This is a genomic window from Bacillus sp. M5A3_1b, from assembly GCF_053345335.1.
Map to the genome: position 1 here is coordinate 220,856 of NZ_JBKEZY010000003.1, position 25,187 is coordinate 246,042.

Genomic DNA, 25,187 nt, shown 5'->3' on the forward strand with positions numbered 1-25,187 from the left:
GCTCCATTTCCCCTTTAACCTCTTATTTTTTTGCTACAGCTTCCCCCGCGCGTAATTTCTCTGCAATCTCATCGATTTTACGCAAACGATGATTAATACCCGATTTACTAATTTTCCCCCCGGATACCATCTCGCCTAACTCTTTCAATGTTACATCTTGATAATCTCTTCGTAATTGTGCAATTTCTCGCAGTTTATCTGGTAATATATCAAGACCAACTGTCTCATCAATATAACGGATATTTTCAATCTGCCTTAGCGCTGCACCAATTGTTTTATTTAAATTGGCTGTTTCGCAGTTCACTAAACGATTTACTGAATTACGCATATCGCGAACGATTCGAATGTCTTCAAATCTTAAAAGTGCATTATGAGCGCCTATAATATTTAAAAACTCCGTAATCTTTTCTGCTTCTTTCAAATACGTAATGTACCCTTTTCTTCTTTCCAACGTCTTACTATTTAAATCAAATCCGTTCATCAATTCACATATAGCATCATTATGTTCCTTATATAACGAAAAGACCTCTAAATGATAAGATGATGTTTCTGGGTTATTTACTGAACCACCTGCTAAAAATGCACCTCGTAAATACGATCGTTTACAACATTTCTTCTCGATTAATTCCTGGGATATATTTCGAATTAACGAAAAGTCGTCTCGAACAATATGAAGATCAGCTAATATTTCGCGAGACTTCTCAACAAGCCGCACAATATATACATTATTTTTCTTCAATCGCATTTTTTTACGAACAAGTAATTCTACCGTCACGTCATATCCTTTTTTCAAAAGCGTATAAATCCTTCTTGCAATTGCCGCATTCTCCGTTTGAATATCGATAGATAGACGACGGTTTGAAAAAGAAAGCGATCCGTTCATTCGAAGTAACGCTGATAATTCTGCTTTCTCACAGCATTCCTTCACCTCAAGATTCGTTAGCTCTTTCTTTGTTTCTGATGCAAATGACACAGTCAACACCTCCTTATACGATTACTTTGGAACAAAAATCTTGTCCTATATGAAATGATGAGCGTTACCTCAAAAGAGGCAACGCACATCTACAACAGTGAATATAAAATAGAAGCTAGTTTTAATGTATCGTGCCTTACAACACGATCATCATACTTCGCTAATTGATCTTGAATGACATCAATATTGCTCTCTGTAAAACGCTCTTCATCTACTACAACTGGTGCCGACATTTCTTCCTCATACAACTGACGTAATTCACAAGGAATATCACGGTTATTTACAATTGCAGTATCGATAAATGGTTTACCTAAATGATCATGTAACGCCTGCACATGGTCAAACGCAGTATATCCCATCGTTTCACCAGCTTGCGTCATAACATTACAGACATATACCTTCTTCGCTTTTGCAGCAAGAACAGCGTCCCCGATTTTGTTAACAACTAAATTCGGTAATATACTCGTATACAAACTTCCTGGACCAAAAACAAGTAAATCAGCTCGTTTAATCTCAGCCAACGTTTCATGTAAAGGCTCTACATCTTCTGGAGTTAAAAAGACGCGGTTAATCTTCTTCCTAGAATAAGGAATCTTTGATTCACCTGTTACAATTTCTCCATCTTCTAGTTCCGCATGAAGTACCGCACTTTGGTTCGCTGCAGGTAACACACGTCCTCTGACATTTAACACTTTACTCGTTTCCGTAATCGCATGGAAGAAGTCTCCTGTAATCGAGGTCATACCCGCTAATAATAAATTTCCTAACGCATGACCTTTCAGCCCGTCTCCCGTTGTGAAACGATGCTGAAATAAAGCTTCCACCAGCGGCTCTACATCTGATAATGCAACAAGTACGTTACGAATGTCACCTGGGGGTGGAATTTCGAGCTCATCACGTAATCTACCTGAACTGCCACCATCATCAGCGATTGTAACAACTGCTGTAATATCAACTGGATATTGTTTCAATCCTCTTAATAAAACAGAGAGTCCAGTACCGCCTCCCATGATAACAATTTTAGGTTTTCTCTCTTTTTTCATCCCTTAATGGCCCTTTCTCTTCTCCACATCACGATGAGATACATGAACGCTATACTCTGGTTTCAAATGTTTCCCAAGGTATTCTGTAAGCGTAACAGAACGATGCTGTCCACCTGTACATCCAATCGCAATTACAAGTTGACTCTTGCCTTCTCTTTTATAATGAGGCAGCATGAAAGTAATAAGATCCGTCAATTTTTCTAAAAACTTATGTGTCTCATTAAATTTCAGCACATACGATGAAACTTCTTCATCTAGTCCTGTTAATGGCTTCATATGTGGAATGTAATATGGATTTGGTAAAAAACGAACATCAAATACTAAATCTGCATCAATTGGAATACCGTACTTAAATCCAAACGACATAACATTTACACGAAATGCTTGCTCAGTTTCAGTTGAAAACAGGTGAACAATTTTTTCACGTAATTCTTTCGGTTTTAAATCCGATGTATCCAGCACAATATTCGCTCGTGCCTTCATATCAGTTAATAAGCCACGCTCCATCTCAATTCCCTTTAACGGTAAACCAGTTGGTGCAAGTGGATGCGAACGTCTCGTTTCTTTATAACGAGTTACAAGCGTGCCATCTTTCGCATCTAAGAATAAAATATGAGGAATAATCCATGTACGTTCTGATAAATCATCAAGTGCTCCCCATAAATGTTCGAAAAACTCTCGGCCACGTAAATCAACGCCAAGTGCCACTTTATTCATTTTCCCTTTTGAATCCGCCATAAGTTCAATAAACTTCGGCAATAACATCGGTGGTAAATTATCTACACAGAAATATCCTAAATCTTCAAAACTTTGTAAAGCTACTGTCTTTCCAGCTCCAGACATTCCTGTAATAATTACCATTTTTATATCATTATTCTCTGTCATCGTATCCTCTCCTTGACGGTTTAACTCGGATCTAATCGATATGAAAGCAACTCAAAATCTGGGGTATATACAAATGTACCGTAGATTATGCCATTTCCTTTAATTAAATAATCAATAATGTGATAATCTCCTGGTGCCATTGCTAAATCATCAATTTTGTCAAATGTATGCCAACCAATGATGCCTTCTTCGCTCTCTAGTTTGTTTTCTCCTGCAAAATCTGTCGCTAAAAAGGAGAACATCATCCATTCAGAAACAACTTTATCACCTTCTTGGATGACAAAGGTGAAGACCCCTTTTAACGCTGGGTTCTTTAAATAAATACCTGTTTCTTCACGATACTCGCGAACAACGGAATCTCTTACTGTCTCACCACGCTCCATTTTCCCGCCTGGTGCAACCCACCAATTTCGGCGAGGTTTTTGGAGTAAGAGTACTTCATTATCTCTAATTAACACACAGTTTGTCACTCTTTGCATGTTTCTTCACCTCAGCTACTTGCAGTAAATTTCTCACTGCATACTCATTTCATTATACTATCAAAAACAGTTTGCTACAACGAAGGAGCCAGTCCTCTTTCGCTAAGCACATGCCACTCAACAATTTTAAAAAAGCTTTCTAGAACAAGCAATGTAAATGCCTAGACTTTCAATGAATAGCATGAAAAATCCCCTTAACGATTTTTATCGCCAAGGGGATTAAAGTACTTATTTCTTACCGAAATAAGTAACAATCGCAAATCCTAAAATAAAGGTAATAATTGAACTTATAATTGAAAATCCTCCAGTTGGAATACCAGGGAACACAATTACAATCGAGCCGATAACAAGTCCAATAATTGCCGCAAATGTCATACTTTTATAACGATCTAACAAGAAACTAATTCCTTTACTACTTACAACAAACCCCGCCATAACACCAGCACCGATAACTACGATTAAAGGTAAGTTCAGTGTAGTTAAAGCATTAATTGCTGTCGGATACACACCAATAATTAATAAAATAAATGATCCGCTAATTCCAGGAAGCAACATAGCCATACTAGCCATCCAGCCCGCGAAAAATAAGCCAATTGCATTTAAAATTGTTAACGTCGTAATTGGATCTGCTGCCTTATCTGGTTTAAAGAAAGCTGTGATCGCAACAAGAATTGCTGCAACTATTAATAAAACAATGTGCTTACCTTTAAACGACGACTTTGCATCAGCTTCTCTCATTAACATCGGTAATATACTAATAATTAAACCGAGGAAGAAAAATTGAGTCGGTTCATAATGATTTGCAAGTAAATATTTAATAACGTGACTTAGCGTTAAAAACGCTGCTGCCACACCAGCTGCAAGGGGAATTAAAAACCCTAAATGTTTTTTCCATTCACGACTAAAGAATCCACTAATTGCCGCAAGCAATTGTTCATAAATCCCTAACACAACAGCGATTGTACCGCCGCTCACACCAGGAATTAAATCACTAACGCCCATACAAAACCCACGATATATATTACGCCATTCCATACTGAATAAATTCCTCATTTCTTATAGTGATTTTTCCGTAAAGTCCAGTATATCAATAAGAAAGCTTATAATCCCAATATTTTTTGACAAAACTTTGACATTTTCATAAAAAAAGAAAGCTCCTATCGGTAGCTTTCTTCTCAAAAGGCATATTATCCCTTATTTTTCTGATACTGTTTTTAGTTCTTCTAATAATTCTTCTACGTAATGTTGTGCACTTTGTGCTGCGATACTACCATCACCTGTTGCAGTTACAATTTGACGTAGCATTTTTTCACGAACATCTCCAGCTGCGAAAATACCAGGAACTTTCGTTTCCATACGCTCATTTGTTTCAAGGTAACCATTTTCATTTGTAATACCTAGTTCAACAAATGGTTTTGATAGTGGTAACATACCGATGTATATGAACACGCCATCAGTTTTGACTTCTTTCTCTTCTCCACTGTTTACGTCTACAAGTGTTACGCTTCCCACTTTACCATTTGCATCGTTAATTTCTTTTATAGTGTGATTCCAAATGAAATCAACTTTCTCGTTTTGGAAAGCACGATCTTGTAAAATTTTCTGTGCACGAAGAGTGTCACGACGGTGAACGATTGTTACCTTTGATGCGAAGCGTGTTAAGAATACACCCTCTTCAACAGCAGAATCTCCACCACCAATAACTACAAGTTCTTTTCCTTTAAAGAAAGCCCCATCACATACTGCACAATATGATACACCACGGCCGCCAAGTTCTGTTTCGCCTGGCACACCAATTTTTTTATATTCTGCACCGCTTGCAACGATAATTGCACGTGCTTTATATTCTTTTTTACCAGCAATAATTGTTTTGTATTCTTTACCATCGATGACTGCTTTCACATCACCGTATGCATATTCAGCACCAAATTTCTTCGCATGCTCGAACATTTTATTTGATAAGTCTGGTCCTAAAATAGACTCATAACCTGGGTAGTTCTCTACATCCTCTGTGTTTGCCATTTGGCCACCTGGGATACCACGCTCAAGCATTAATGTGCTTAAATTCGCACGAGATGTATATACTGCAGCTGTCATACCAGCTGGTCCTGCACCAATAATAATGACATCATAAATTTTTTCTTCTGACACACTATTCACTCCTATTCATTCCTACACAATTAAGTTACCCTCATTATACTGTTAGCATCATTTTTTTCCCAATGATTTGCTTACCCTATGTGTGCGTACGTTTAACAGCCTGCACATACTTTCGAACAGTCGCTACAGATACATTATATACATCCCCAAGCTCCGACTGTGTCATCTTATTTCCTTGTTCGCTGCGTACAATATATTCAACAGCAGCTGACCAGCCGTATACATTTGTAAAAACTGCCCCAGATGTATATAAACGTATGAACGTACAAAACCAAAATTGTAAACACTCTTCGATTAATTCATCATCTTTTTTCGTATAATTATATAAAGCATCCGCAATTTGCGCGCACTGTTCAAATTGCTGTAAATCAGCTGGAATGCTCTTATGGCTATTAAGTAAAAAGAAATACTTTGCAAGTTGCGATACGATTGGAACACCGTTCTTCGCCTGCGTTACATCAAAGAAGAATCCCACCTTCTCTGGCGTTGATAATTCATTCATTAAATATAAAGCTAGCATTTGTTCCTCTAGCGTCGCACTTTGTTGAAATGATTTTCGTAATTCTTCAAATAATACGTTTTGTCCTTCATCTGCTAAATTCAGCGCATTCCACGGTTCTTTTCCCTTTTTATCAGGGTGCAATTCTACAACATGCTGCCACATTTTTTCAGCTACTTGCTGATCTTTCACCATATAAGCAGAATATGCAAACCAATAATAAAAACTAACGTCTCCCTCATATCCTTGACGCTTTAATACTTTGAACCATTTATATGCAGGCTCAAAATGACCAATTGTTGCAAGTGTCGTTCCAAGTTTCAAACGATGCTCGAACGAAATCGGATATACTGAAACTAACTGCTCCGCTAACGCTTCTACTTGTTTATGCTCTCCAATTGAATATAGGAAAATAAGCGTATTACAAAGCGCATGTATATTACCAGGATTTTTCTCTAAAATCATTTCCGTTAACTTCAGAGCTTTATCTACATTACCAGATTGAAAATGTGCAATAGCTAAATTATTATGACCCGACCAAAATTCCGGATAATCTTTTGTAACAATTTCCAATGTAGCAATTGCTTCTTCCAATTGTCCGTTACGAATATAACGATTCGCTTCTTCTTGCATAACAATTAGATCGTCCTCATCCTCAATCTCTTCCTCACCCATCGCTTCTTCTTCCATAATTTCAAGTAATTCTAATGTATCTTCTACAAATTCCTTCTCTTCTGCAACTTCTAAATAGCGATCCGCATACTTTTTCGCCTGCTGAAATAGCCCCATATATGCATAATTATTTGCAATAAAATAATAGCATTGTTCAAGTTCTGGATTAGATCTAACAAGCTTAAAGAAGATTTGATTCGACTCTTGATATTCACCAGCCTCAGATAATACTGTTGCTAATTGGCATAAAATAAACGGCTCCTTCTCACTTTGTGCCGCTCTTCGAAAATATTTAATTGCATCTTGCAATTTCTGTCCTTTGTAAGCCCTCATCCCTTTTTTATAAAAGAAGTCCGATAATTGATTAAAAGAGATAACTTGTCCGTTCTCCTTATATATTCCTTGATTTTTCCCCATATATCCTCCAGTTTTTTGTTTTCTTCGTTCACACATTCTTCTATCTATAAGTATAAACGATTCCGTAAAAAACAAAACAGTATATTATACTCAATTATTTCCTTTTTATTCATTAAAAAAGAAGAGAAATGTTACATTTTTAGCATCAACCTTCTCTAGCATCCATTTCTTCTTTCGTATAAATAACACGCATTGGATTTCCACCCACGAAAGCACCACTTGGGACATCTCTATGAACAAGTGTGCCAGCTGAAACAATCGCGCCATCTCCAATTTTCACACCTGGTAATATAGTCGTATTTGCTCCAATCATCACTTCATTTCCTATGACGATCTCTCCAAGTCGATATTCGCGAATTAAATATTCATGTGCTAAAAGCGTTGTATTATAGCCAATAATTGAATTCTCTCCCACAGTTATCTTTTCTGGGAACATAATATCCGGCACTACCATAAGCGCAATTGATGTTTTCTTTCCGACTTTCATCCGTAAAAATGTACGGTACAACCAATTCTTGACGGATAAAAATGGTGTATAACGCGCAATTTGGATAATAATAAAGTTTTTCATTACCTTCCAAAAAGAAACTGTTTTATACACATTCCATAATGAATTTTCTCCCGAAACAGGATAGCGCGTTGTCCGTCGCACTTAACTCGCTCCTCTACTAAAAAGTGAAACTGTAAGTTAGTAGGGAAACAGACCCCTACTAACTTACTTGGACCTTTATGAACGGTTCATATCAGACAAAATCGGTAGCAAATCACTCATTTTATCTAACATAAAGTCCGGCTTGTAAGCCTCTAAATACGCTCTACCTTTCAACGTCCATGAGACAGCAGCTGTTTTCGTGCCCGCATTTTGTCCCCCAACAATATCATGGTGATTATCCCCAACCATCAATGCTTCTTCCGGTTTCGCATCTAATAACTCAAGCGCTTTTTGAAGTGGTTCTGGATGTGGTTTCACATGCTCCACATCATCAATCGTCACGACCACATCAAAAAATTCATCAAGCTTTGACAACTTTAATCCCATCTCAACTGTTTGTCTCGCTTTCGTTGTAACAATACCAACTTTATAGCCTTGCTTCTTCAACTCTTGAACTGTTTCATATACAGTTTCATATTCTTCCACTAATTCATCGTGATGATCATGGTTAAATTGACGATAACATGTAATCATCTCTTCAACCTTGTTTTCATCAATCTTGCTGAAAGTATCATGTAAAGAAGGGCCAATAAATGACAATACATCTTCACGCTTATATTGACTTGGATAATATGTATGTAACGTATGTAAAAAAGAAGAAATAATAAGTTCGTTTGTATTAATTAAAGTTCCATCTAAATCAAATAACACTGTATTTATTCTCATTGCCTTAGTCCCTTCTCTTTCCTGAATATGAAAGAAGCAGCATCTTATAATAAGATGCTACTTTTCTCTAATTTTCCGAATATCTTTTATCAGCTTGCCCCATTTTTCGTCTCACGATAATGAAAATAATAGAAATAACAACAAGTCCAATTGACATTACTTGTGCGATACGAAGTGGTCCTAACATTAAACTATCTGTACGTAAGCCTTCTACGAAGAAGCGCCCTATTGAATACCAAATTAAATATGTGAAGAATAATTCCCCGCGTCGTAAATTCACTTTTCGTAATGCAAGTAATAAAATGACACCTGCAAAATTCCATAATGACTCATATAAAAACGTTGGGTGATAGTACACACCCTCAATATACATTTGATTAATAATGAAATCCGGTAAATGAAGTCCTTCTAAAAACTGTCTCGTTACTTCATCACCATGCGCCTCTTGGTTCATAAAGTTTCCCCATCGACCAATTGCTTGTCCTAGTAAAATACTTGGCGCAGCAATATCAGCCAACTTCCAGAATGAAACCCCGCGTCGTTTCGCAAAAAGAATCCCTGTAATAACAGCCCCGATTAAACCACCATGAATCGCCAAGCCACCTTGACGAATATTAATAATTTGACTCGGGTTTTGCGCGTAATATTCCCATTCAAAAATAACATAGTACATTCTCGCAAATAGAATAGCGATCGGTACTGCAATTAATACAAGGTCAACAAATGTATCTTTTGGAATACCTAGTCTTTCTCCCTCGCGAGTTGCTAGCCAAAGACCTAATAGCACGCCTGTACCGATAATAATCCCGTACCAATATACAGGAAACGGCCCAAGTTGGATCGCTACACGGTCAAGCTGTGGTACAGAACCTAACAGCATATGTATGACCTCCCTCTCCAAAGTTTACTCCTGATTTCCTAACTCAATCGCACTCATTAATCGTTCAGAGAACTGTTGTGCTGCATTGACTCCCATACGTTTTAAACGGAAGTTCATCGCTGCTACTTCAATAATAACAGCCAAGTTTCGACCAGGACGAACTGGAAGTGTAATCTTCGTAAGCTCTGTATCAATAATCTTCATCTTCTCTTCATCAAGACCTAAGCGATCGTAATTTTTCTTTTGATCCCAAATTTCAAGATTAATAACAAGTGTAATACGCTTATAATTTCGCACTGCCCCTGCACCGAATAACGTCATAACGTTAATGATACCTAGACCACGAATTTCTAATAAATGCTCAATTAAATCTGGTGAGCTTCCTACTAATGTGTCTTCATCTTCTTGGCGAATTTCTACACTATCATCCGCAACAAGACGGTGACCACGTTTTACAAGCTCAAGAGCTGTCTCACTTTTACCGACACCACTTTGACCTGTAATTAAAACACCAACACCGTAAATATCTACTAACACACCATGTACAGCTGTTGTTGGTGCTAACTTACCTTCTAAATAATTTGTTAAACGACTTGATAATCTTGTTGTCGTTTGAGCAGAACGTAATAAAGGCATGCCTGATTCACGTGATGCTTGCAATAACTCATCTGGTACATCTTGATTCCGAGTTATAATAATACATGGCGTCTCCTCAGTACAAAGCGCTTTCATTCTCTCTTGTTTTTGCTCTGACGTTAATGTGTCAAAGAACGTAAGCTCCGTCTTTCCAAGAAGCTGCACGCGATCAGCTGGATAATATGTGAAAAATCCTGCCATTTCAATTCCAGGTCGTGATAAATCACTTGTATCAATCGGACGATGAATTCCTTCTTCACCACTTATTAACTCCAATTGAAATTGTTCAATTAAATCTTTTGTCCTTACTTTCGGCATATGTATAAACCTCCACTCCGCTGCGGGTTCAGTCTCATTTGATGTAAAATTCCATTCTACCGGATATTGTACCATTTTTTTCTGGAAACAAGAAATACGGTTTCTAATAAATAGAAAAAAACATTTCATACACATCATGAAATGTTTTTCTTTTTGTCATTTTCTCTTTTTTTCATATAAAGGTTCCACAATTGCCTTTTCAATAATCATATTAAAAATCGAAATACAAATTGCCGCAACGATTGCTACACCAAACCCTGATATATTAAACGCATCTCCTAATAATGAATCTGCTATTTTTAACGTAATCGCATTAATAACAATTAAGAAGAACCCGAAAGTTACAAGAGTAATTGGTAGCGTAATTAAAATTAAAAACGGTTTTACGAACACATTTAAAACAGCTAAGATAATACTCGCAATAATTGCAGTCTGTATATTTGCTACGTAAAACGCGTCTGGCGCAATCCCTTTTAAAAGTCCCGATACAGCGATTAACACAACGCTATTTACAAGAAGTGATACAATCCATCTCATTTTCTTACACATCCTTTTGACATATATATTTCATCATACGCTAATAGATTATAAACGCAAGTATCATGCAAACACTTATATCAACTTATTCTACTCTTCCTGCTTGTATACCTACTAACATTTCCTCGCAAAATAAAGGCCATACCATCTATGTTCATGAGTTTTCACAAAAGTCCAAGTAAAATCTTTGTCTACAATATAGATATCGCCTTTATACGCATCATACGTCTCCCGTAATATATCCTCGATATGTAATAAACTCGCATCTTTTATTAGTAGTACGTCATCACAATGTCGATAGAATATATGGCACTCCTTTTTCGCTTCATTATGAAACGCATTCTCCGCTTCTTCACCCTCTAAACACTTCTTTTTCTCATAACTAAATATGTGCCAAAGAAACCCACATGCATACTTATCACCATACAGAAAGATGTCTTCCTTTTCCTCATCACTTACATGATTTGCAAAGTTATCCTCCCAGCGCTTCCGAAAATAAACACCCCAACTTTGAAACTCTCTTACCTTCATGTTTTTCTTTCTTAAAACATCTGTAAACTCCATCTTTTACCCCTATGAACGAAAAACCGAGTGTCATTTCCACTCGGTTTTTCGTAATACACTTATTGAGATAACTCTACTTCTTTTATTTTCTCTTTCATTCTTGCTTTATCGCGATTTAAAATCTCTTTTAAATACTTACCTGTATACGAGCGTTCTTCTTTTACTACTTGCTCTGGCGTTCCGGAAGCAACGATTTGCCCACCTTTATCTCCGCCCTCTGGTCCAAGGTCAACGATATAATCAGCTGTTTTAATTACATCTAAATTATGTTCAATAACAAGAACTGTCTCGCCACTTTCAACAAGGCGTTGCAGCACTTCTAGAAGACGCGCGATATCATGTGCATGCAAACCAGTCGTTGGCTCATCTAAAATATATAACGTACGCCCAGTAGAACGACGGTGTAATTCAGAAGCTAGCTTCACGCGCTGCGCTTCACCACCAGATAACGTCGTAGCTGGCTGTCCTAATTTCATATAACCAAGACCTACATCTACAAGCGTTTGAAGTTTACGCTTAATTTTTGGGATATTAGCGAAGAACTCTACTCCATCTTCAATTGTCATCCCTAACACTTCAGAAATGTTCTTATCTTTATACTTCACTTCTAACGTTTCGCGGTTATAACGTTTACCATGACAAACTTCACACGGAACGTATACGTCTGGTAAGAAGTGCATTTCGATTTTAATAATTCCATCACCACGGCACGCTTCACAACGTCCACCTTTTACATTAAAGCTGAAACGTCCTTTTTGATATCCACGCACTTTCGCTTCATTCGTTTGTGCAAACACATCACGAATATCATCGAATACACCTGTATACGTCGCTGGATTAGAACGTGGTGTACGCCCGATTGGCGATTGATCAATATCAATTACTTTATCTAAATGTTCAAGACCTTTAATTTCTTTATGAGTACCTGGCTTCGCTTTCGCTTTATATAACTTTTGCGCTAATGATTTATATAGTACTTCATTAATCATCGTACTTTTACCGGAACCAGATACACCCGTTATCGCTACAAACGTACCAAGCGGGAATGACATCTTTGCATTCTTTAAGTTATTCTCTTTTGCACCGACAATTTCCACTTTACGTCCGTCACCTTTACGTCTTTCAAGTGGAACTGGAATAAACTCTTTACCGCTTAAATACTTCCCTGTTAGCGAATTCTCATCTTGCATCACTTCAGCTGGCGTACCCGCTGATACAACTTGACCACCGTGAATACCTGCACCAGGTCCGATATCAAGTAAATAATCAGCAGCCATCATCGTATCTTCATCATGTTCAACGACAATTAACGTATTCCCTAAATCACGCATCTCTTGCAACGTACGAATAAGACGATCGTTATCGCGCTGATGCAAGCCGATTGAAGGCTCATCAAGAATGTAAAGTACGCCAGTAAGACGAGAACCGATTTGTGTCGCTAAACGAATACGCTGCGCCTCACCACCTGATAAAGTTCCTGCGGCACGACTTAACGTTAAATAATCTAAACCGACGTTCACTAAGAATCCAACGCGCTCCTGGATTTCTCTTAAAATTAAATGAGCAATTTTTTGTTGTTTCTCCGTTAGCTCCACATTCGAGAAGAATTCCTGTACTTCTTGAACAGAATACTTCGTTACATCAGCAATCGTTTTATCACCAACGAAAACAGCTAAACTCTCTGGCTTTAAGCGTCCACCTTTACACTTCGGACAAGCTTGCTCTGCCATATATTTCTCCATTTGCTCACGAACATAATCAGAACTCGTTTCACGATAACGACGTTCGATATTTGGAATAACACCTTCAAATAAAATCTCATTTTCCTTTACTTGACCAAATTCATTTACATAGCGGAAATAAACTTTTTCTTCTCCGCTTCCGTACAACACTTTATCAAATAAATCTTTCGGTATATCTTTCACAGGTATATCCATATCAACACCGTAATGATTACATACAGATTGTAAAAGCTGCGGGTAATATTGTGAGCTTGTCGGCTCCCAAGGCGCAATCGCATGTTCATTTAATGATAAATCCCAATTCGGAATGACAAGTTCTAAATCTACCTCTAACTTTGAACCAAGTCCATCACAAGAAGGACATGCCCCGAATGGACTGTTGAATGAGAACATGCGCGGCTCTAATTCTCCGATTGAAAAACCACAATGCGGACAAGCATGATGTTCACTAAATAGAAGTTCCTCTTCTCCCATTACATCAATTAACACTCGGCCCCCGCCAAGCTTTAATGCACTTTCAAGAGAATCCGCAAGACGGCTTGCAATCCCTTCTTTTACAACAATACGGTCAATTACAACTTCAATGGAATGCTTCTTATTTTTATCTAGCGCAATATCTTCAGATACATCTAACATTTCACCATCAACACGTACACGAACATACCCTTGCTTCTTAATATCTTCAAGCACTTTCACATGTGCACCTTTACGCCCAGAAACGATAGGAGCTAACACTTGTAATTTCGTACGTTCAGGATATTCAAGTACACGGTCTACCATCTGCTCTACTGTTTGTGATGTAATTTCAATACCATGATTCGGACAAATTGGCGTACCAATTCGCGCAAATAATAAACGTAAATAATCATAAATCTCCGTTACCGTTCCAACTGTTGAACGTGGATTACGACTTGTCGTTTTTTGATCGATTGAAATCGCTGGAGATAAACCTTCAATCGTATCCACGTCAGGTTTATCCATTTGTCCTAAAAACTGGCGCGCATACGCAGATAACGATTCTACGTATCTGCGTTGCCCTTCTGCATAAATCGTATCAAACGCTAATGATGATTTCCCTGAACCAGACAATCCCGTCACAACAACAAGCTGATTTCTCGGAATGGTTACATCAATATTTTTTAAGTTATGTGCTCTAGCACCTTTTACGACAATAAAATCCTTGCTTATGCTCACTCTGTTCACCCTTCCGCTTTTAATTCTAATAGTAAATCTCTTAATTCAGCTGCACGCTCGAAATCTAACGCTTTTGCTGCTTCTTTCATCTCTGCTTCCATCTTCGCAATTGTCTTTTCACGCTCTTTTTTCGTCATCTTCTTAGCTGGTACTGCTTCATATGTTTCCGGTTCTTCAGCAGCTGTCGTTGCACGGATAACATCACGCACGCCTTTTTGAATCGTTTTCGGCGTAATACCATGCTCTTTATTGTAAGCTTCTTGTATAGTACGACGGCGCTGCGTTTCTTCAATTGCAATTCCCATTGATCTTGTTATACGATCTGCATACATAATAACGCGGCCGTTTTCATTACGTGCTGCACGACCGATTGTTTGAATTAATGAACGCTCTGAACGCAAGAACCCTTCCTTATCAGCATCTAAAATAGCTACAAGTGATACTTCTGGAATATCTAATCCTTCTCGTAATAAGTTAATACCGACAAGTACGTCAAACTTACCAAGGCGAAGGTCACGGATAATTTCAATACGTTCTAACGTTTTAATTTCAGAGTGGAGATAATTCACTTTAATTCCTACATCTTTTAAGTAGTCTGTTAAATCCTCTGACATTTTCTTCGTTAAAGTCGTAATTAATACACGTTCATTTTTGGCAATGCGATCTTGAATTTCTCCTAATAAATCATCAATTTGCCCTTCAATTGGTCGTATATCAATTGGTGGATCTAAAAGCCCTGTTGGACGAATAATTTGTTCTATTACCTCCGGTGCCTGCTCTAACTCGTACGGTCCTGGCGTTGCCGAAACGTAAATAACTTGATTCGTTTTTCCTTCAAACTCATCAAACGTAAGCGGTCTATTATCTAAAGCTGATGGCAAACGGAACCCATGATCCACAAGTACTTGCTTACGTGCTTGGTCCCCGTTATACATCGCTCTTACTTGTGGTACTGATACGTGTGACTCATCCATAACAATTAAGAAATCTTCCGGGAAATAGTCTATTAACGTATATGGCGTTGCACCCGCCGGACGAAGTGTTAAATGACGGGAATAATTTTCAATCCCTGAACAAAAGCCCATCTCACGCATCATTTCTAAATCATAACGTGTACGCTGTTCTATACGCTGCGCTTCTAACAACTTGCCATTATCATTTAATTCCTTTAAACGTTCTTCTAATTCTTTTTCTATATTTTCAATAGCGACCTTCATTTTTTCCTCACGTGTAACGAAGTGAGATGCTGGGAAGATTGCTACATGATCACGTTCTGCTAATACTTCACCTGTTAACGCATTTACTTCGCGAATACGATCGATTTCATCGCCAAAAAATTCAATTCGAATACAATGCTCATCAAGTGATGCTGGGAAGATTTCAACTACATCTCCGCGCACACGGAATGTACCACGCTTGAAATCAATGTCATTACGTCCATACTGCACATCAACAAGTTCACGAAGCAATTGATTGCGGTCCTTTTCCATACCAACTCTAAGTGAAACAACTAACTCGCGGTATTCTTCTGGAGAACCTAAACCATATATACACGAAACACTCGCAACAATAATCACATCATCCCGTTCAAATAGTGCAGATGTTGCTGAGTGACGCAATTTATCGATTTCATCATTAATCTGCGCATCTTTTTCAATAAACGTATCTGTTTGAGGCACATACGCTTCTGGCTGATAATAATCGTAATAACTAACAAAATATTCAACTGCATTATTCGGAAAAAAATCTTTCAGCTCACTATATAACTGTCCTGCTAACGTTTTATTATGAGCCATAACAAGTGTTGGCTTCTGCACTTCTTTAATGACATTTGAAATCGTAAATGTCTTACCCGTTCCTGTTGCTCCAAGCAACACTTGCTTTTTCTTCCCACTATTAATTCCCTCTACAAGCTTTTCTATAGCTACCGGCTGATCACCTTGCGGGGAATAAGCTGAGATAATTTCAAATTGATGTTCCAAACAAAACCGACCTCCTCGTAAAAAATCTGTATTCCCATTTTACCACGAATGCTCATAAAAAAACCAAGAAAACGAACAGATATTCGGTAAAATTTTCGACAATATATACATAGAAAAAGGAAGGAGTAAAAACTTCCTTCCTCTACTAACTCTATTTTTTAGGTACATATAATAAATCATATCCATTGCGCCCATTTTTACTCGTACAATCTATTAACCTATAAGTGATTTCTAATTCTCCCTGCTCTTTAACAATACTTTTGCAACTATCTTTATGTAATCCTTTATGCTCACCAGCAAATTGGTCTTTTCTATTATCTAACACATAAAGTATATCGTTCTCACTATGCTCTACCGTTTGAAAAATCGGATCACCTTCATGGGTATACTGCACAATTCTTATTTTATCAACTTTCCCTTGGTCAACATTCAAAACGAACTTTTCAAAATTATCTAGATTGGAAATTACTGCTCTCTTTACAATGACATCATTCTTCTTATCAATGTCAATGTTAGGTTGTGAGCATGCTACTAAACTAAAGAGAAATAAGCATATAAAACCTGTTTTTCCTATTGTTATCCTCTCCTATACAAACTATTGGTATACTAGAAAAAGCTACTTTCCTCTATGAAAGTAGCTTCTCTTTTTCTTTTTCCTTCTTTGGGAAAAGAACATATGAAAATGAAATAACTGTATCCACTAAAAGTATAATCGCCCAAACTTGGCTAACACGACTTGCTTTTTCATTTAAAACAATCCCCGTTTCTAACCAATTATGCCATTGTTCAAACGGGACAAAACCGTACAGAAAGAAAAAGAAAATATGCGCAACAACGAATAAAACAAGATGTAATAACCAATTTTTTATTTCCTGTTTCGCATAGGCCATACCTGTTAATTCTACGTGCTCTTCCATAGTTGGCGCTGGTTCATTCCGCCATTTCGCAACTAGCTTTTGCGCAAACATATCAAGCTTCTTCAAATCCTTTTTCCCGTAGAAAACTGCATACAATAAAATAATTACCGTAATGATTTGAAAGTTAGAGAACTTCCCTGTTTGATAATAGTCCACTACCCCTAAGGTTAAAATAAACACTTCATTTACGAGGAGTACAATCCCCATAATAAAGCTCGCCTTCTTCAAACGGAATCCGTAACGAAGTAAAAAGAAGCCGATAGCCGATAACCAAAATACAATCTCTGCCCCAATTAAAAAATACCAACGATATTCTGCAAGTATACTCATTTATCCATCTCCTTTTCATCATATATACGAAAAGCTTCTTCCATATATAATAAAAGTTCTTCTTCAATTGGATACATGCTCATTTTCTGTGAATCTTCCTTCGATTTTCTAACTTCCCATAACTTATCTAAAAACGCTTCGTCACCATTGGCCATTTCTAAACATTTCTGCATTAATCTCTTCGTTGCCCCTTGTACCTCATCACTCGCTGCTTCTTTGCCGTCTTTCATAAAAGTACGTAATTGCTTTAATAAATCTACCCATTCTAAAACATTCGGATCTTCTTCACTCATATTTGGCAAGTTATGAAGCAATTTTTGTTCTTCCTTTGAAAATACTTCATTTTGAAATATTTCACGTATACGAGACGACTGTTTCGAAAGCTGGATCAGTTCAAACATAACTTTCCAATCAAGTTCCCCTTCCACATCTACCGAATAAACAACAGCTTGTAATACGCGCTCCATTCGATTGAATTTCTTTTGTTCTTCCTTTACAAATCTAAGTTGTTTTTCAAGCGAATCCTTTAAGTTAAGCTCACCTTTTACTAACATATTCGCAGACTCTTTTAATGAAAATCCCATTTCCTTTAAAAATAAAATTTGTTGCAGCCTTATTACGTCAGCTTCACTATATAAACGATGCCCGCCTTCTGTTTTCCCGCTCGGCTTTAATAAATCTATTTGATCATAATAACGTAATGTACGTACTGTTACCCCTGTTTCTTTCGTCAATTGTTGTATTGAAATCACTACCATCACCTCTTCCTCTTCATTATAAAAGATGACGTAACGTCACTTTCAAGCCTTTTGTAAAAAAATACAAAAAGCTGTTTATACTCTTTGTATAAACAGCTTTTACGGAAATAACCCTTTTTGTACAGCAAGCCCACAAAATAAAATAAGTGCGCCAACAACAACACTCGTTGCTGTTTTATGATAATGAGCTGAAACTAATAAATAATATGATAAACCTACAGTACCAAGCATAATAAAAATACTCGGTACTGGATTACGAGAGAAATTCTGCATTCCCCAAAACAAAGCAAAAATAGCCGTAGCGACACATAATACCGGTAATCCCATCCCAGTTCCCCTTTTTTCTACCTATTCCTTGTTGCTAACACACTCGTCGATGCCATACTTATTAATAAACCAAAAATGACAATATATAATAACTCATTTACATGTACTGCTTGCCTATCTAAATACTTATTTACACAAAGATACATAATGAACAAGAACACGAAGCTTGTAATACTAATCGTAAAATATGACTTCATCTTATTCACAACTCGCTCATCAATCGACGGTACTCCCTCTTCTTTCAAACGCTTCTGTTCTCTATATTCCGCAATACTATATAAAATGACTAGTGCTACATTCGATATGAAGATTGTTCCCCACGAAATACTTAAAATCATTAAACTCACATTTAAAATAAGACCCGCTAAAAATAAACTGCCTATGAACCGTATAATATCTTGTTTACTCATACATGATCAGCCTCTTTTTGATTTCTATATTTCCACTTCGGCCAATAGTTTACGAGGAAATACACCCACTGCCCTAGTACAAATAAAACAAACGGCATACCAGCATTTCCATCAACAATTAAATTATATAAACTCCATATCGCTAAACTAATCGAAAAAAATAACCCTACATATTTAAACGCTTTATCTGACTGAAATCTCTCAAACTCATCTTGCATTTTTCATTCCTCCTATCGCTATGCTCGTTTCCCTATCATGACTCCTATGATGAGACTACCCGCAAATAAGGAACTACATATCATAAATATTTCTTGCACTGGTATAACAGCTCTGCCTATCGCTTTACTCGCAACAATATAAACAATAAGCAATAGAAACGCGAATATAAATGAGACATTTACATATTTTTTTATATTTTCATTTACTCGCTCATCTATATCTGGAAGTTCTTCTTTTTTGTACTTACGCTTTTTGTAATACGAATACACCATTAAAAATACAATTGCTAAAACGTTACTCACGACGAGCGGTAAAATTGGTATAGCCGGATTCATACTATGAACTACAATGTCTCCCAAAAACAATCCAAAAGTCGCACCGATAAATAACTTTTTAGTATCGTTCATTTTTTCTCCCCTTACTCTAGCGTAAATATTTCCTCCACCTTCACCCCAAAATATTTGGCGATTTTTAGGGATAACTCTAGACTCGGGTTATAATGATGGTTTTCAATCGCCACAATCGTCTGCCGCGTCACCTGCATCGCCTTTGCCATTTCAACTTGCGTTATATGATGTTGCTTTCTTAACTCTTTTATTTTATTTTTCACACCCATAGGCTCCACCTTCGAAAGTAAAGATATCTTTACTTTAATTATAAATATTTTCCAGTTATAAGTAAAGATATCTTTACAAATTTTAGAAAAACGTTTCACTGATCACCTTCTCTAACAAAGTACAAGCGTAATTAAATTTATATCAGCTATTTTTTTAATATATCGACACCCGTAGCACTATAAACATAAAAAAGCTGTCCAAAAATATCTTTTGGAACAGCTTCTTCGTCCTACTACATAAATCCTAATGCATATACAAGAACGTATCCAAGAATAGAAAGGAAAACCGAGCCGATCAGCCCCGCCACGAATGCCTTACTTCCTAACTTACGGAACGTTTTAAACTCTACATTTAAACCAAGCCCCGCCATCGCCATTGCAATAAGCATGTAAGCAAGAACAACAATATATCCAGCAACAACTTCTGGTATAACCCCGAGCGAATGCACTGCACTCATTGCTAAAAACCCGAAGATGAACCACGGAATTGGAAGGTCGCGCCACGATTTTTTTTCCTCGCTACCTTCACTCTTACCAAACCATAATCCAATTAAAATCGCTACTGGCACAAGCATTGCAACGCGCGTTAATTTCACGATAACTGCGATGTCTACAGCCGTACTTCCTCCTGGTGCCGCAGCTGCGATGACATGGGCGATTTCATGCAGCGTCGCACCTGAGAATACACCGTATCCATACGGTGAGAAGCCAAGCACTGGGTATAATAGCGTATAAATAAGTGTAAATATTGTACCTAAAATTGCAATAATCGCTGCCCCAACTGCCGTTTCTTCATCCTTCGCTTTCACTTGCGGTGCAATTGCCACGACCGCAGCCGCGCCGCAAATTGCTGTTCCGCAAGCTGTTAAAATTCCGAGTTTCTTTTCTACCTTAAATACTTTCGTTAGCCCATATACAACGAAAATCGTAAATGTAATAACAGCGGCAGCGATGACCAATACTTTCGGCCCTGCCTTCGCAATATCAACAAGATTTAACCGCATTCCAAGTAAGATAATCCCAAAGCGAAGCAACTTCTTACTCGCAAAGTTCGTCCCGGCAATCGCATCATGAGGAACTCCAATTGCCGCACGCCAAACCATCCCAATTAGAATAGCAATCACTAATTGTCCCATAATATTTAAAAATGGAAGCTCTGCTAAATATTTCGCAGCAATTGCGATTAATAATGTAATCCCAATTCCTTGTGAAAATCCAAAGCCCTTCTTCTTTTGTATAACAAGTGTTTGTTCCACTTTGTACCACCCCAATAATCGTATTGGAACATGCATGTTCTTTCTACTTATATTATAAGAGAGTTTCTATAATAAGTTTAATATCAATATTGAATCTCTATCATTAGAAATACTTATGATAAGATGATAGAAAAAGAAAGGAGCCCATTACATGAACGTAGACATTTTAAAAATATTTGTTACTGTCGTTGAACAGAAGCATTTCTCCCGTGCAGCAGAATTATTAAACCTTTCACAGCCTGGCGTAAGTATGCATATACGCAACTTAGAAAACGAATTTGGCACTACACTTATTCAGCGCTCTCCGAAGCACGTTCAAGTGACGGAAGCTGGAAACATATTATATATACACGCAAAACAAATGCTCTCTCTTTATGAAGATGCTAAGCAAGAAATTAACGAGCTACATAACGTTGTAACAGGAACTCTTCGCATCGGTGCTAGTTTCACAATTGGCGAATACTTACTTCCAAAAATACTGGCTAACTATGCGAATGAAAATCCACACGTTGAAATTCATACCTTTATCTCAAATACAGAAGACGTTTTGCAAAGCCTTCGCTCTAATCAAATCGATATCGGCTTAGTCGAAGGGCAAGTCGTATACGCCGACGTGGACGTTGAAACGTTTATGCAAGATGAAATGAAGCTCGTCGTCCCGCCAAATCATCCACTGCTCCGCACAAATGAAATAAATGAAAGCACACTCCAAGATCAAGTATGGGTATTAAGAGAAAGTGGTTCTGGAACACGCGCTTATAGTGACCGCTTTATTCATCAACACCATTTAAAATTGAAGCGCTTCTTTACATTCAGTAGTATCCAAAGCGTGAAAGAAGCAGTTAGTGCTGGGCTTGGCATCGCTATACTTTCTGATTGGACTGTACGGAAAGAGTTACTGGCAAAAGAGCTATTCCACGTCGAAGTTCCAAATGAACAACTCATCCGTCCATTCTCCATCGTGCGCGGCAAATACTTCATCCCGTCTAAAGCTATTCAAGTGTTTTTAAATCATGTAGATTCTTTTGCGAAAAAACAGAGTTGACCCTCACATTAGTGTGAAGGTTTACAATACATGTAGAAGGAGTGAAACGCATTGCGAATCGGGGAGTTATCAAAAGAAACTGGCGTTAGCGAAAGATCACTAAGACATTACGAAGAAAAGGGATTACTCCCTTCGAAGCGCCTCGCAAATGGCTATCGTGATTTTGATGAAAGTGCCATTGAAAAAGTGAAGCTTATTCAAATGTACTTACAAATTGGCTTAAATTTAGAAGAGACGGCAAGGATGCTGCGCTGCCTCGAAATAGAGCCGCACCTGTACGAAAATCCTTGCAGCAGTATCCTTACGCTTTATGAAGATAAACTTAATGAAGTAACGAAGCAAATCTCATTACTTTCTAGCATTCAAACGAATTTGCAAAAACACGTTTCACTCCTAAAGCAAACAAAAGAAAAGGGATGATTACATGTTTGTTATACATGGCAGTTCAAGACAAAACGGAAATACAGAAGCTTTAACACATATGGTGATTGATGGAATTGAAACAGAACAAATTTACTTGCGTGATCATATCGTCCACCCAATCATAGATCAGCGCCATGATGCAGAAGGATTCCAACCTGTAAATGATGACTACGAGCAGTTAATCGAGCGTATGTTAGAGCACGACACAATTATCTTTGCTACACCGCTATACTGGTATGGAATGAGCGGTCATATGAAAAACTTCGTCGATCGCTGGTCACAAAGCTTGCGCGATACATCTCTTCATTTCAAAGAAAAAATGAAAGGTAAAAAAATGTACGTTGTCATCGTTGGCGGAGACGATCCAAAGCTGAAAGCATTACCGCTTATTGCTCAGTTCCAATATATCTTTGATTTTGTTGGTTCATCATTTGAAGGGTATGTTATTGGGGATGCGAATGGATTGGATGAAATCAAAAATGATGCTGAGGCGCTGGCGAAAGTACAATTGTATAATAATAAGTTCAAAAATAGTAAATAGAAATAAGTTTGACAAATCATTTTGTATGCGCATACAATAAAAGTAACATTATGAAAGGAAGGTACTTTGACCAATGAAGTTCTAATTCTCTTATTTATTTCATCCATCACAAATAGTGAACAAAAAATGATGAAAACTAGCAGAGGATTAGTCTGTCCATTTGTCGATACTTTCTTTCGAAACGATCATGTAAAAAAATCGTTTATTTATGTACGATTTTTTACATGCAAGGGCGACGTTTATCCTCTCTAGTGAAACTAGGGAGGTTTTTTTATGACTATTTTATTCGCACGCAATATTGAAAAGAGCTTTGGTGATCGCACACTATTTACGTTACCGTCACTGGAAATTCAAGCACAGGATCGCATAGGGATTGTCGGAGTCAACGGAGCTGGTAAATCTACGTTATTACAAATATTAAGTAAAGAAATAGAAGCTGACAAAGGCATAGTAACTCATCATAGTTCTATCAGCATCATTCCTCAACTTAGCGAGGAACTACCGGAAACCACTTCTGCTCTCGCAAAAGGAAAATGGAGTATTTCAAACGTTACAGATGCAATGAGCGGTGGTGAACGAATGCGGCTAAAGATTGCTCATGCTCTCGAACAAAATGCAGGAATTTTATTTGCTGATGAACCAACAAGCCACTTAGATATGGTTGGTACAGAGCAATTAGAAAAGGCACTTTTATCTTATAAAGGGTCACTTGTTTTAATATCACATGATCGTGAATTTCTAGATAATATATGTACAAAAATTATTGAAATTGAAGACGGGACGATTCAAGAGTATAAAGGAAACTATTCCAACTATCGAAAGCAAAAAGAACGTGAACGAACACAAAAACAAGCAGAATATGATCAATATATACAAGAAAAAAATCGTTTAGAGCAATCAATTTCACAAAAAAAGCAACGTGCTTCTAATATGACAAAAATCCCAACTCGCTTCAGTTCATCTGAATCTAAACTTTATAAGTTAAGCGGGGCTCATGGCCAAGAACAGGTTAGCAAAGCAGCGAAAGCATTAGAAACACGTCTCGAAAAACTAGAAAAGAAAGAAAAGCCAAAGGATCTTTCTCAGACTCAGTTTGACGTGCAATACCATACAGCCATTCATAGTAAAGTGGCAGTACAGTTCAATAAAGCAACAAAGAAAATAGGCGACCGCACACTATTTAAAAATATGAATGGAACTATTGCCCCTGGTGCAAAACTTGCTATTTTAGGTGCAAACGGAAGCGGCAAAACAACTTTGTTCAACATGCTTCTCGCAAACGAGCGTGGCATTCAGCTTTCGAAAAGTTGTAAAATTGGATACTTTGAACAAACACTATCAATTTTAAAAACAGATAAAACCATTTTAGAGAACGTTCTAGAAGAAACCAACTATACAGAAGCATTCGTTCGAACAATACTTGCACGGCTTTTATTCCGCCGTGAAGATGTTCATAAACCTGTACATGTCTTAAGTGGCGGCGAACGAATGAAGGTCGCACTCGCAAAAGTATTTTTAGGAAACTATAATATGCTTCTGCTCGATGAACCGACAAACTATTTAGACTTAGCGACGCAAGAAGAATTAGAAATCATGTTACAAGAATATCCTGGCACAATACTTTTCATTAGCCATGACCGTGCCTTTATTCGCTCTGTTGCAGACCATATTCTACAAGTAGATGAGAGTGAACCAAGAATATTCCACGGTAATTACGAGCAATACACAAAAAGAACCACCGGGGATTCTGTAAACGTAACTGAACAAGAATTATTACGATTACAAACAAATTTAACAGAAATTATCGGCCGAATTTCCATGCCAAATCATCACGATGATATCCCATCTCTCGAACAAGAATACGAAACATTATTAGTTCAAATCCGGAAATGCCAAGAAGCGCTCTAATGTCTTCCCTATATATCGACAAGGCCTTCCGCATTTCCCAAGAAATATTGACACTTCGACATAGAATAGCATCAATAA

Annotated in this window: 28 protein-coding genes; 4 read left to right on the plus strand and 24 right to left on the minus strand. The window is 37.5% G+C overall.

The window, feature by feature from the left end:
* Window positions 1-22: 22 nt before the first annotated feature.
* From whiA to ACLBWW_RS10980, 24 genes are all read right to left on the minus strand, one after another.
* The gene (gene whiA / locus ACLBWW_RS10865; protein ID WP_000006569.1) at window positions 23-973 is read right to left on the minus strand and encodes a DNA-binding protein WhiA; all 951 of its coding nucleotides are present in this window, start codon (window positions 971-973) and stop codon (window positions 23-25) included.
* Between the two features lie 89 nt (window positions 974-1,062).
* Window positions 1,063-2,016, minus strand: coding sequence for a uridine diphosphate-N-acetylglucosamine-binding protein YvcK (locus ACLBWW_RS10870; RefSeq protein ID WP_435712123.1), 954 nt, complete (start codon window positions 2,014-2,016; stop codon window positions 1,063-1,065).
* A gap of 3 nt (window positions 2,017-2,019) precedes the next feature.
* Entirely contained in the window at window positions 2,020-2,901 is an 882-nt protein-coding gene (gene rapZ / locus ACLBWW_RS10875) for an RNase adapter RapZ (protein ID WP_000138461.1), read from the minus strand.
* A 20-nt stretch (window positions 2,902-2,921) separates the two neighbouring features.
* Window positions 2,922-3,380 (minus strand): NUDIX hydrolase, encoded by a 459-nt coding sequence (locus ACLBWW_RS10880; RefSeq protein ID WP_001190080.1) that lies wholly within the window; start codon window positions 3,378-3,380, stop codon window positions 2,922-2,924.
* A gap of 228 nt (window positions 3,381-3,608) precedes the next feature.
* A complete protein-coding gene (locus ACLBWW_RS10885; RefSeq protein WP_000455195.1) occupies window positions 3,609-4,415 on the minus strand; it encodes a DUF368 domain-containing protein in 807 nt (268 codons plus the stop codon).
* Window positions 4,416-4,574: 159 nt separating this feature from the next.
* Window positions 4,575-5,531 (minus strand): thioredoxin-disulfide reductase, encoded by a 957-nt coding sequence (gene trxB / locus ACLBWW_RS10890; RefSeq protein WP_001288065.1) that lies wholly within the window; start codon window positions 5,529-5,531, stop codon window positions 4,575-4,577.
* 85 nt (window positions 5,532-5,616) lie between these two features.
* A complete protein-coding gene (locus ACLBWW_RS10895) occupies window positions 5,617-7,128 on the minus strand; it encodes a tetratricopeptide repeat protein (protein WP_048542490.1) in 1,512 nt (503 codons plus the stop codon).
* 145 nt (window positions 7,129-7,273) lie between these two features.
* The gene (locus ACLBWW_RS10900; RefSeq protein WP_048542491.1) at window positions 7,274-7,780 is read right to left on the minus strand and encodes an acyltransferase; all 507 of its coding nucleotides are present in this window, start codon (window positions 7,778-7,780) and stop codon (window positions 7,274-7,276) included.
* A 75-nt stretch (window positions 7,781-7,855) separates the two neighbouring features.
* Window positions 7,856-8,506 (minus strand): pyrophosphatase PpaX, encoded by a 651-nt coding sequence (gene ppaX, locus ACLBWW_RS10905; protein WP_048542493.1) that lies wholly within the window; start codon window positions 8,504-8,506, stop codon window positions 7,856-7,858.
* Between the two features lie 67 nt (window positions 8,507-8,573).
* The gene (lgt, locus tag ACLBWW_RS10910; RefSeq protein ID WP_000924234.1) at window positions 8,574-9,386 is read right to left on the minus strand and encodes a prolipoprotein diacylglyceryl transferase; all 813 of its coding nucleotides are present in this window, start codon (window positions 9,384-9,386) and stop codon (window positions 8,574-8,576) included.
* Window positions 9,387-9,410: 24 nt separating this feature from the next.
* Complete coding sequence (hprK, locus tag ACLBWW_RS10915) at window positions 9,411-10,340, minus strand: HPr(Ser) kinase/phosphatase (protein WP_001127247.1); 930 nt, start codon at window positions 10,338-10,340, stop codon at window positions 9,411-9,413.
* Between the two features lie 156 nt (window positions 10,341-10,496).
* Window positions 10,497-10,877: a phage holin family protein gene (locus ACLBWW_RS10920; RefSeq protein ID WP_001267307.1), complete on the minus strand. Its 381-nt coding sequence runs from the start codon at window positions 10,875-10,877 to the stop codon at window positions 10,497-10,499.
* Between the two features lie 114 nt (window positions 10,878-10,991).
* Window positions 10,992-11,441: a DUF4275 family protein gene (locus tag ACLBWW_RS10925; protein WP_447614029.1), complete on the minus strand. Its 450-nt coding sequence runs from the start codon at window positions 11,439-11,441 to the stop codon at window positions 10,992-10,994.
* A gap of 59 nt (window positions 11,442-11,500) precedes the next feature.
* Entirely contained in the window at window positions 11,501-14,371 is a 2,871-nt protein-coding gene (gene uvrA / locus ACLBWW_RS10930; RefSeq protein WP_141497529.1) for an excinuclease ABC subunit UvrA, read from the minus strand.
* An 11-nt stretch (window positions 14,372-14,382) separates the two neighbouring features.
* Complete coding sequence (gene uvrB, locus ACLBWW_RS10935) at window positions 14,383-16,359, minus strand: excinuclease ABC subunit B (RefSeq protein WP_046955584.1); 1,977 nt, start codon at window positions 16,357-16,359, stop codon at window positions 14,383-14,385.
* Window positions 16,360-16,510: 151 nt separating this feature from the next.
* Window positions 16,511-16,939, minus strand: coding sequence for a DUF4362 domain-containing protein (locus ACLBWW_RS10940; protein ID WP_048542499.1), 429 nt, complete (start codon window positions 16,937-16,939; stop codon window positions 16,511-16,513).
* Between the two features lie 46 nt (window positions 16,940-16,985).
* On the minus strand, window positions 16,986-17,606 hold the full coding sequence (locus ACLBWW_RS10945; protein WP_048542500.1) for a hypothetical protein: 621 nt from the start codon (window positions 17,604-17,606) through the stop codon (window positions 16,986-16,988).
* The gene (locus ACLBWW_RS10950; protein ID WP_098088767.1) at window positions 17,603-18,364 is read right to left on the minus strand and encodes a MerR family transcriptional regulator; all 762 of its coding nucleotides are present in this window, start codon (window positions 18,362-18,364) and stop codon (window positions 17,603-17,605) included. Before ACLBWW_RS10950 ends, ACLBWW_RS10945 begins: the two co-directional genes overlap by 4 nt.
* Before the next feature lie 99 nt (window positions 18,365-18,463).
* On the minus strand, window positions 18,464-18,691 hold the full coding sequence (locus ACLBWW_RS10955; RefSeq protein ID WP_048542502.1) for a hypothetical protein: 228 nt from the start codon (window positions 18,689-18,691) through the stop codon (window positions 18,464-18,466).
* A 17-nt stretch (window positions 18,692-18,708) separates the two neighbouring features.
* A complete protein-coding gene (locus ACLBWW_RS10960) occupies window positions 18,709-19,101 on the minus strand; it encodes a hypothetical protein (protein WP_048542503.1) in 393 nt (130 codons plus the stop codon).
* A complete protein-coding gene (locus ACLBWW_RS10965) occupies window positions 19,098-19,319 on the minus strand; it encodes a hypothetical protein (RefSeq protein ID WP_048542505.1) in 222 nt (73 codons plus the stop codon). The genes ACLBWW_RS10960 and ACLBWW_RS10965 overlap by 4 nt, the downstream gene beginning before the upstream one ends.
* 18 nt (window positions 19,320-19,337) lie before the next feature.
* A complete protein-coding gene (locus ACLBWW_RS10970; RefSeq protein WP_048542507.1) occupies window positions 19,338-19,727 on the minus strand; it encodes a hypothetical protein in 390 nt (129 codons plus the stop codon).
* An 11-nt stretch (window positions 19,728-19,738) separates the two neighbouring features.
* The gene (locus ACLBWW_RS10975) at window positions 19,739-19,936 is read right to left on the minus strand and encodes a helix-turn-helix transcriptional regulator (RefSeq protein ID WP_000538359.1); all 198 of its coding nucleotides are present in this window, start codon (window positions 19,934-19,936) and stop codon (window positions 19,739-19,741) included.
* 233 nt (window positions 19,937-20,169) lie between these two features.
* Window positions 20,170-21,192, minus strand: coding sequence for a YeiH family protein (locus tag ACLBWW_RS10980; protein ID WP_048542509.1), 1,023 nt, complete (start codon window positions 21,190-21,192; stop codon window positions 20,170-20,172).
* A 151-nt stretch (window positions 21,193-21,343) separates the two neighbouring features.
* Between ACLBWW_RS10980 and ACLBWW_RS10985 the strand changes: the two genes are divergently transcribed.
* From ACLBWW_RS10985 to abc-f, 4 genes are all read left to right on the plus strand, one after another.
* Window positions 21,344-22,237, plus strand: a complete 894-nt coding sequence (locus ACLBWW_RS10985) for a LysR family transcriptional regulator (RefSeq protein WP_447614030.1) — start codon at window positions 21,344-21,346, stop codon at window positions 22,235-22,237.
* A gap of 51 nt (window positions 22,238-22,288) precedes the next feature.
* Window positions 22,289-22,657: a MerR family transcriptional regulator gene (locus ACLBWW_RS10990; RefSeq protein WP_048542512.1), complete on the plus strand. Its 369-nt coding sequence runs from the start codon at window positions 22,289-22,291 to the stop codon at window positions 22,655-22,657.
* A 4-nt stretch (window positions 22,658-22,661) separates the two neighbouring features.
* Window positions 22,662-23,201, plus strand: coding sequence for a flavodoxin family protein (locus ACLBWW_RS10995; protein WP_098068798.1), 540 nt, complete (start codon window positions 22,662-22,664; stop codon window positions 23,199-23,201).
* A gap of 273 nt (window positions 23,202-23,474) precedes the next feature.
* Window positions 23,475-25,109 carry a ribosomal protection-like ABC-F family protein gene (abc-f, locus tag ACLBWW_RS11000; RefSeq protein WP_447614031.1) on the plus strand — a complete coding sequence of 545 codons (1,635 nt, stop codon included), beginning with the start codon at window positions 23,475-23,477 and terminating at the stop codon, window positions 25,107-25,109.
* The last annotated feature ends 78 nt before the right edge of the window (window positions 25,110-25,187 follow it).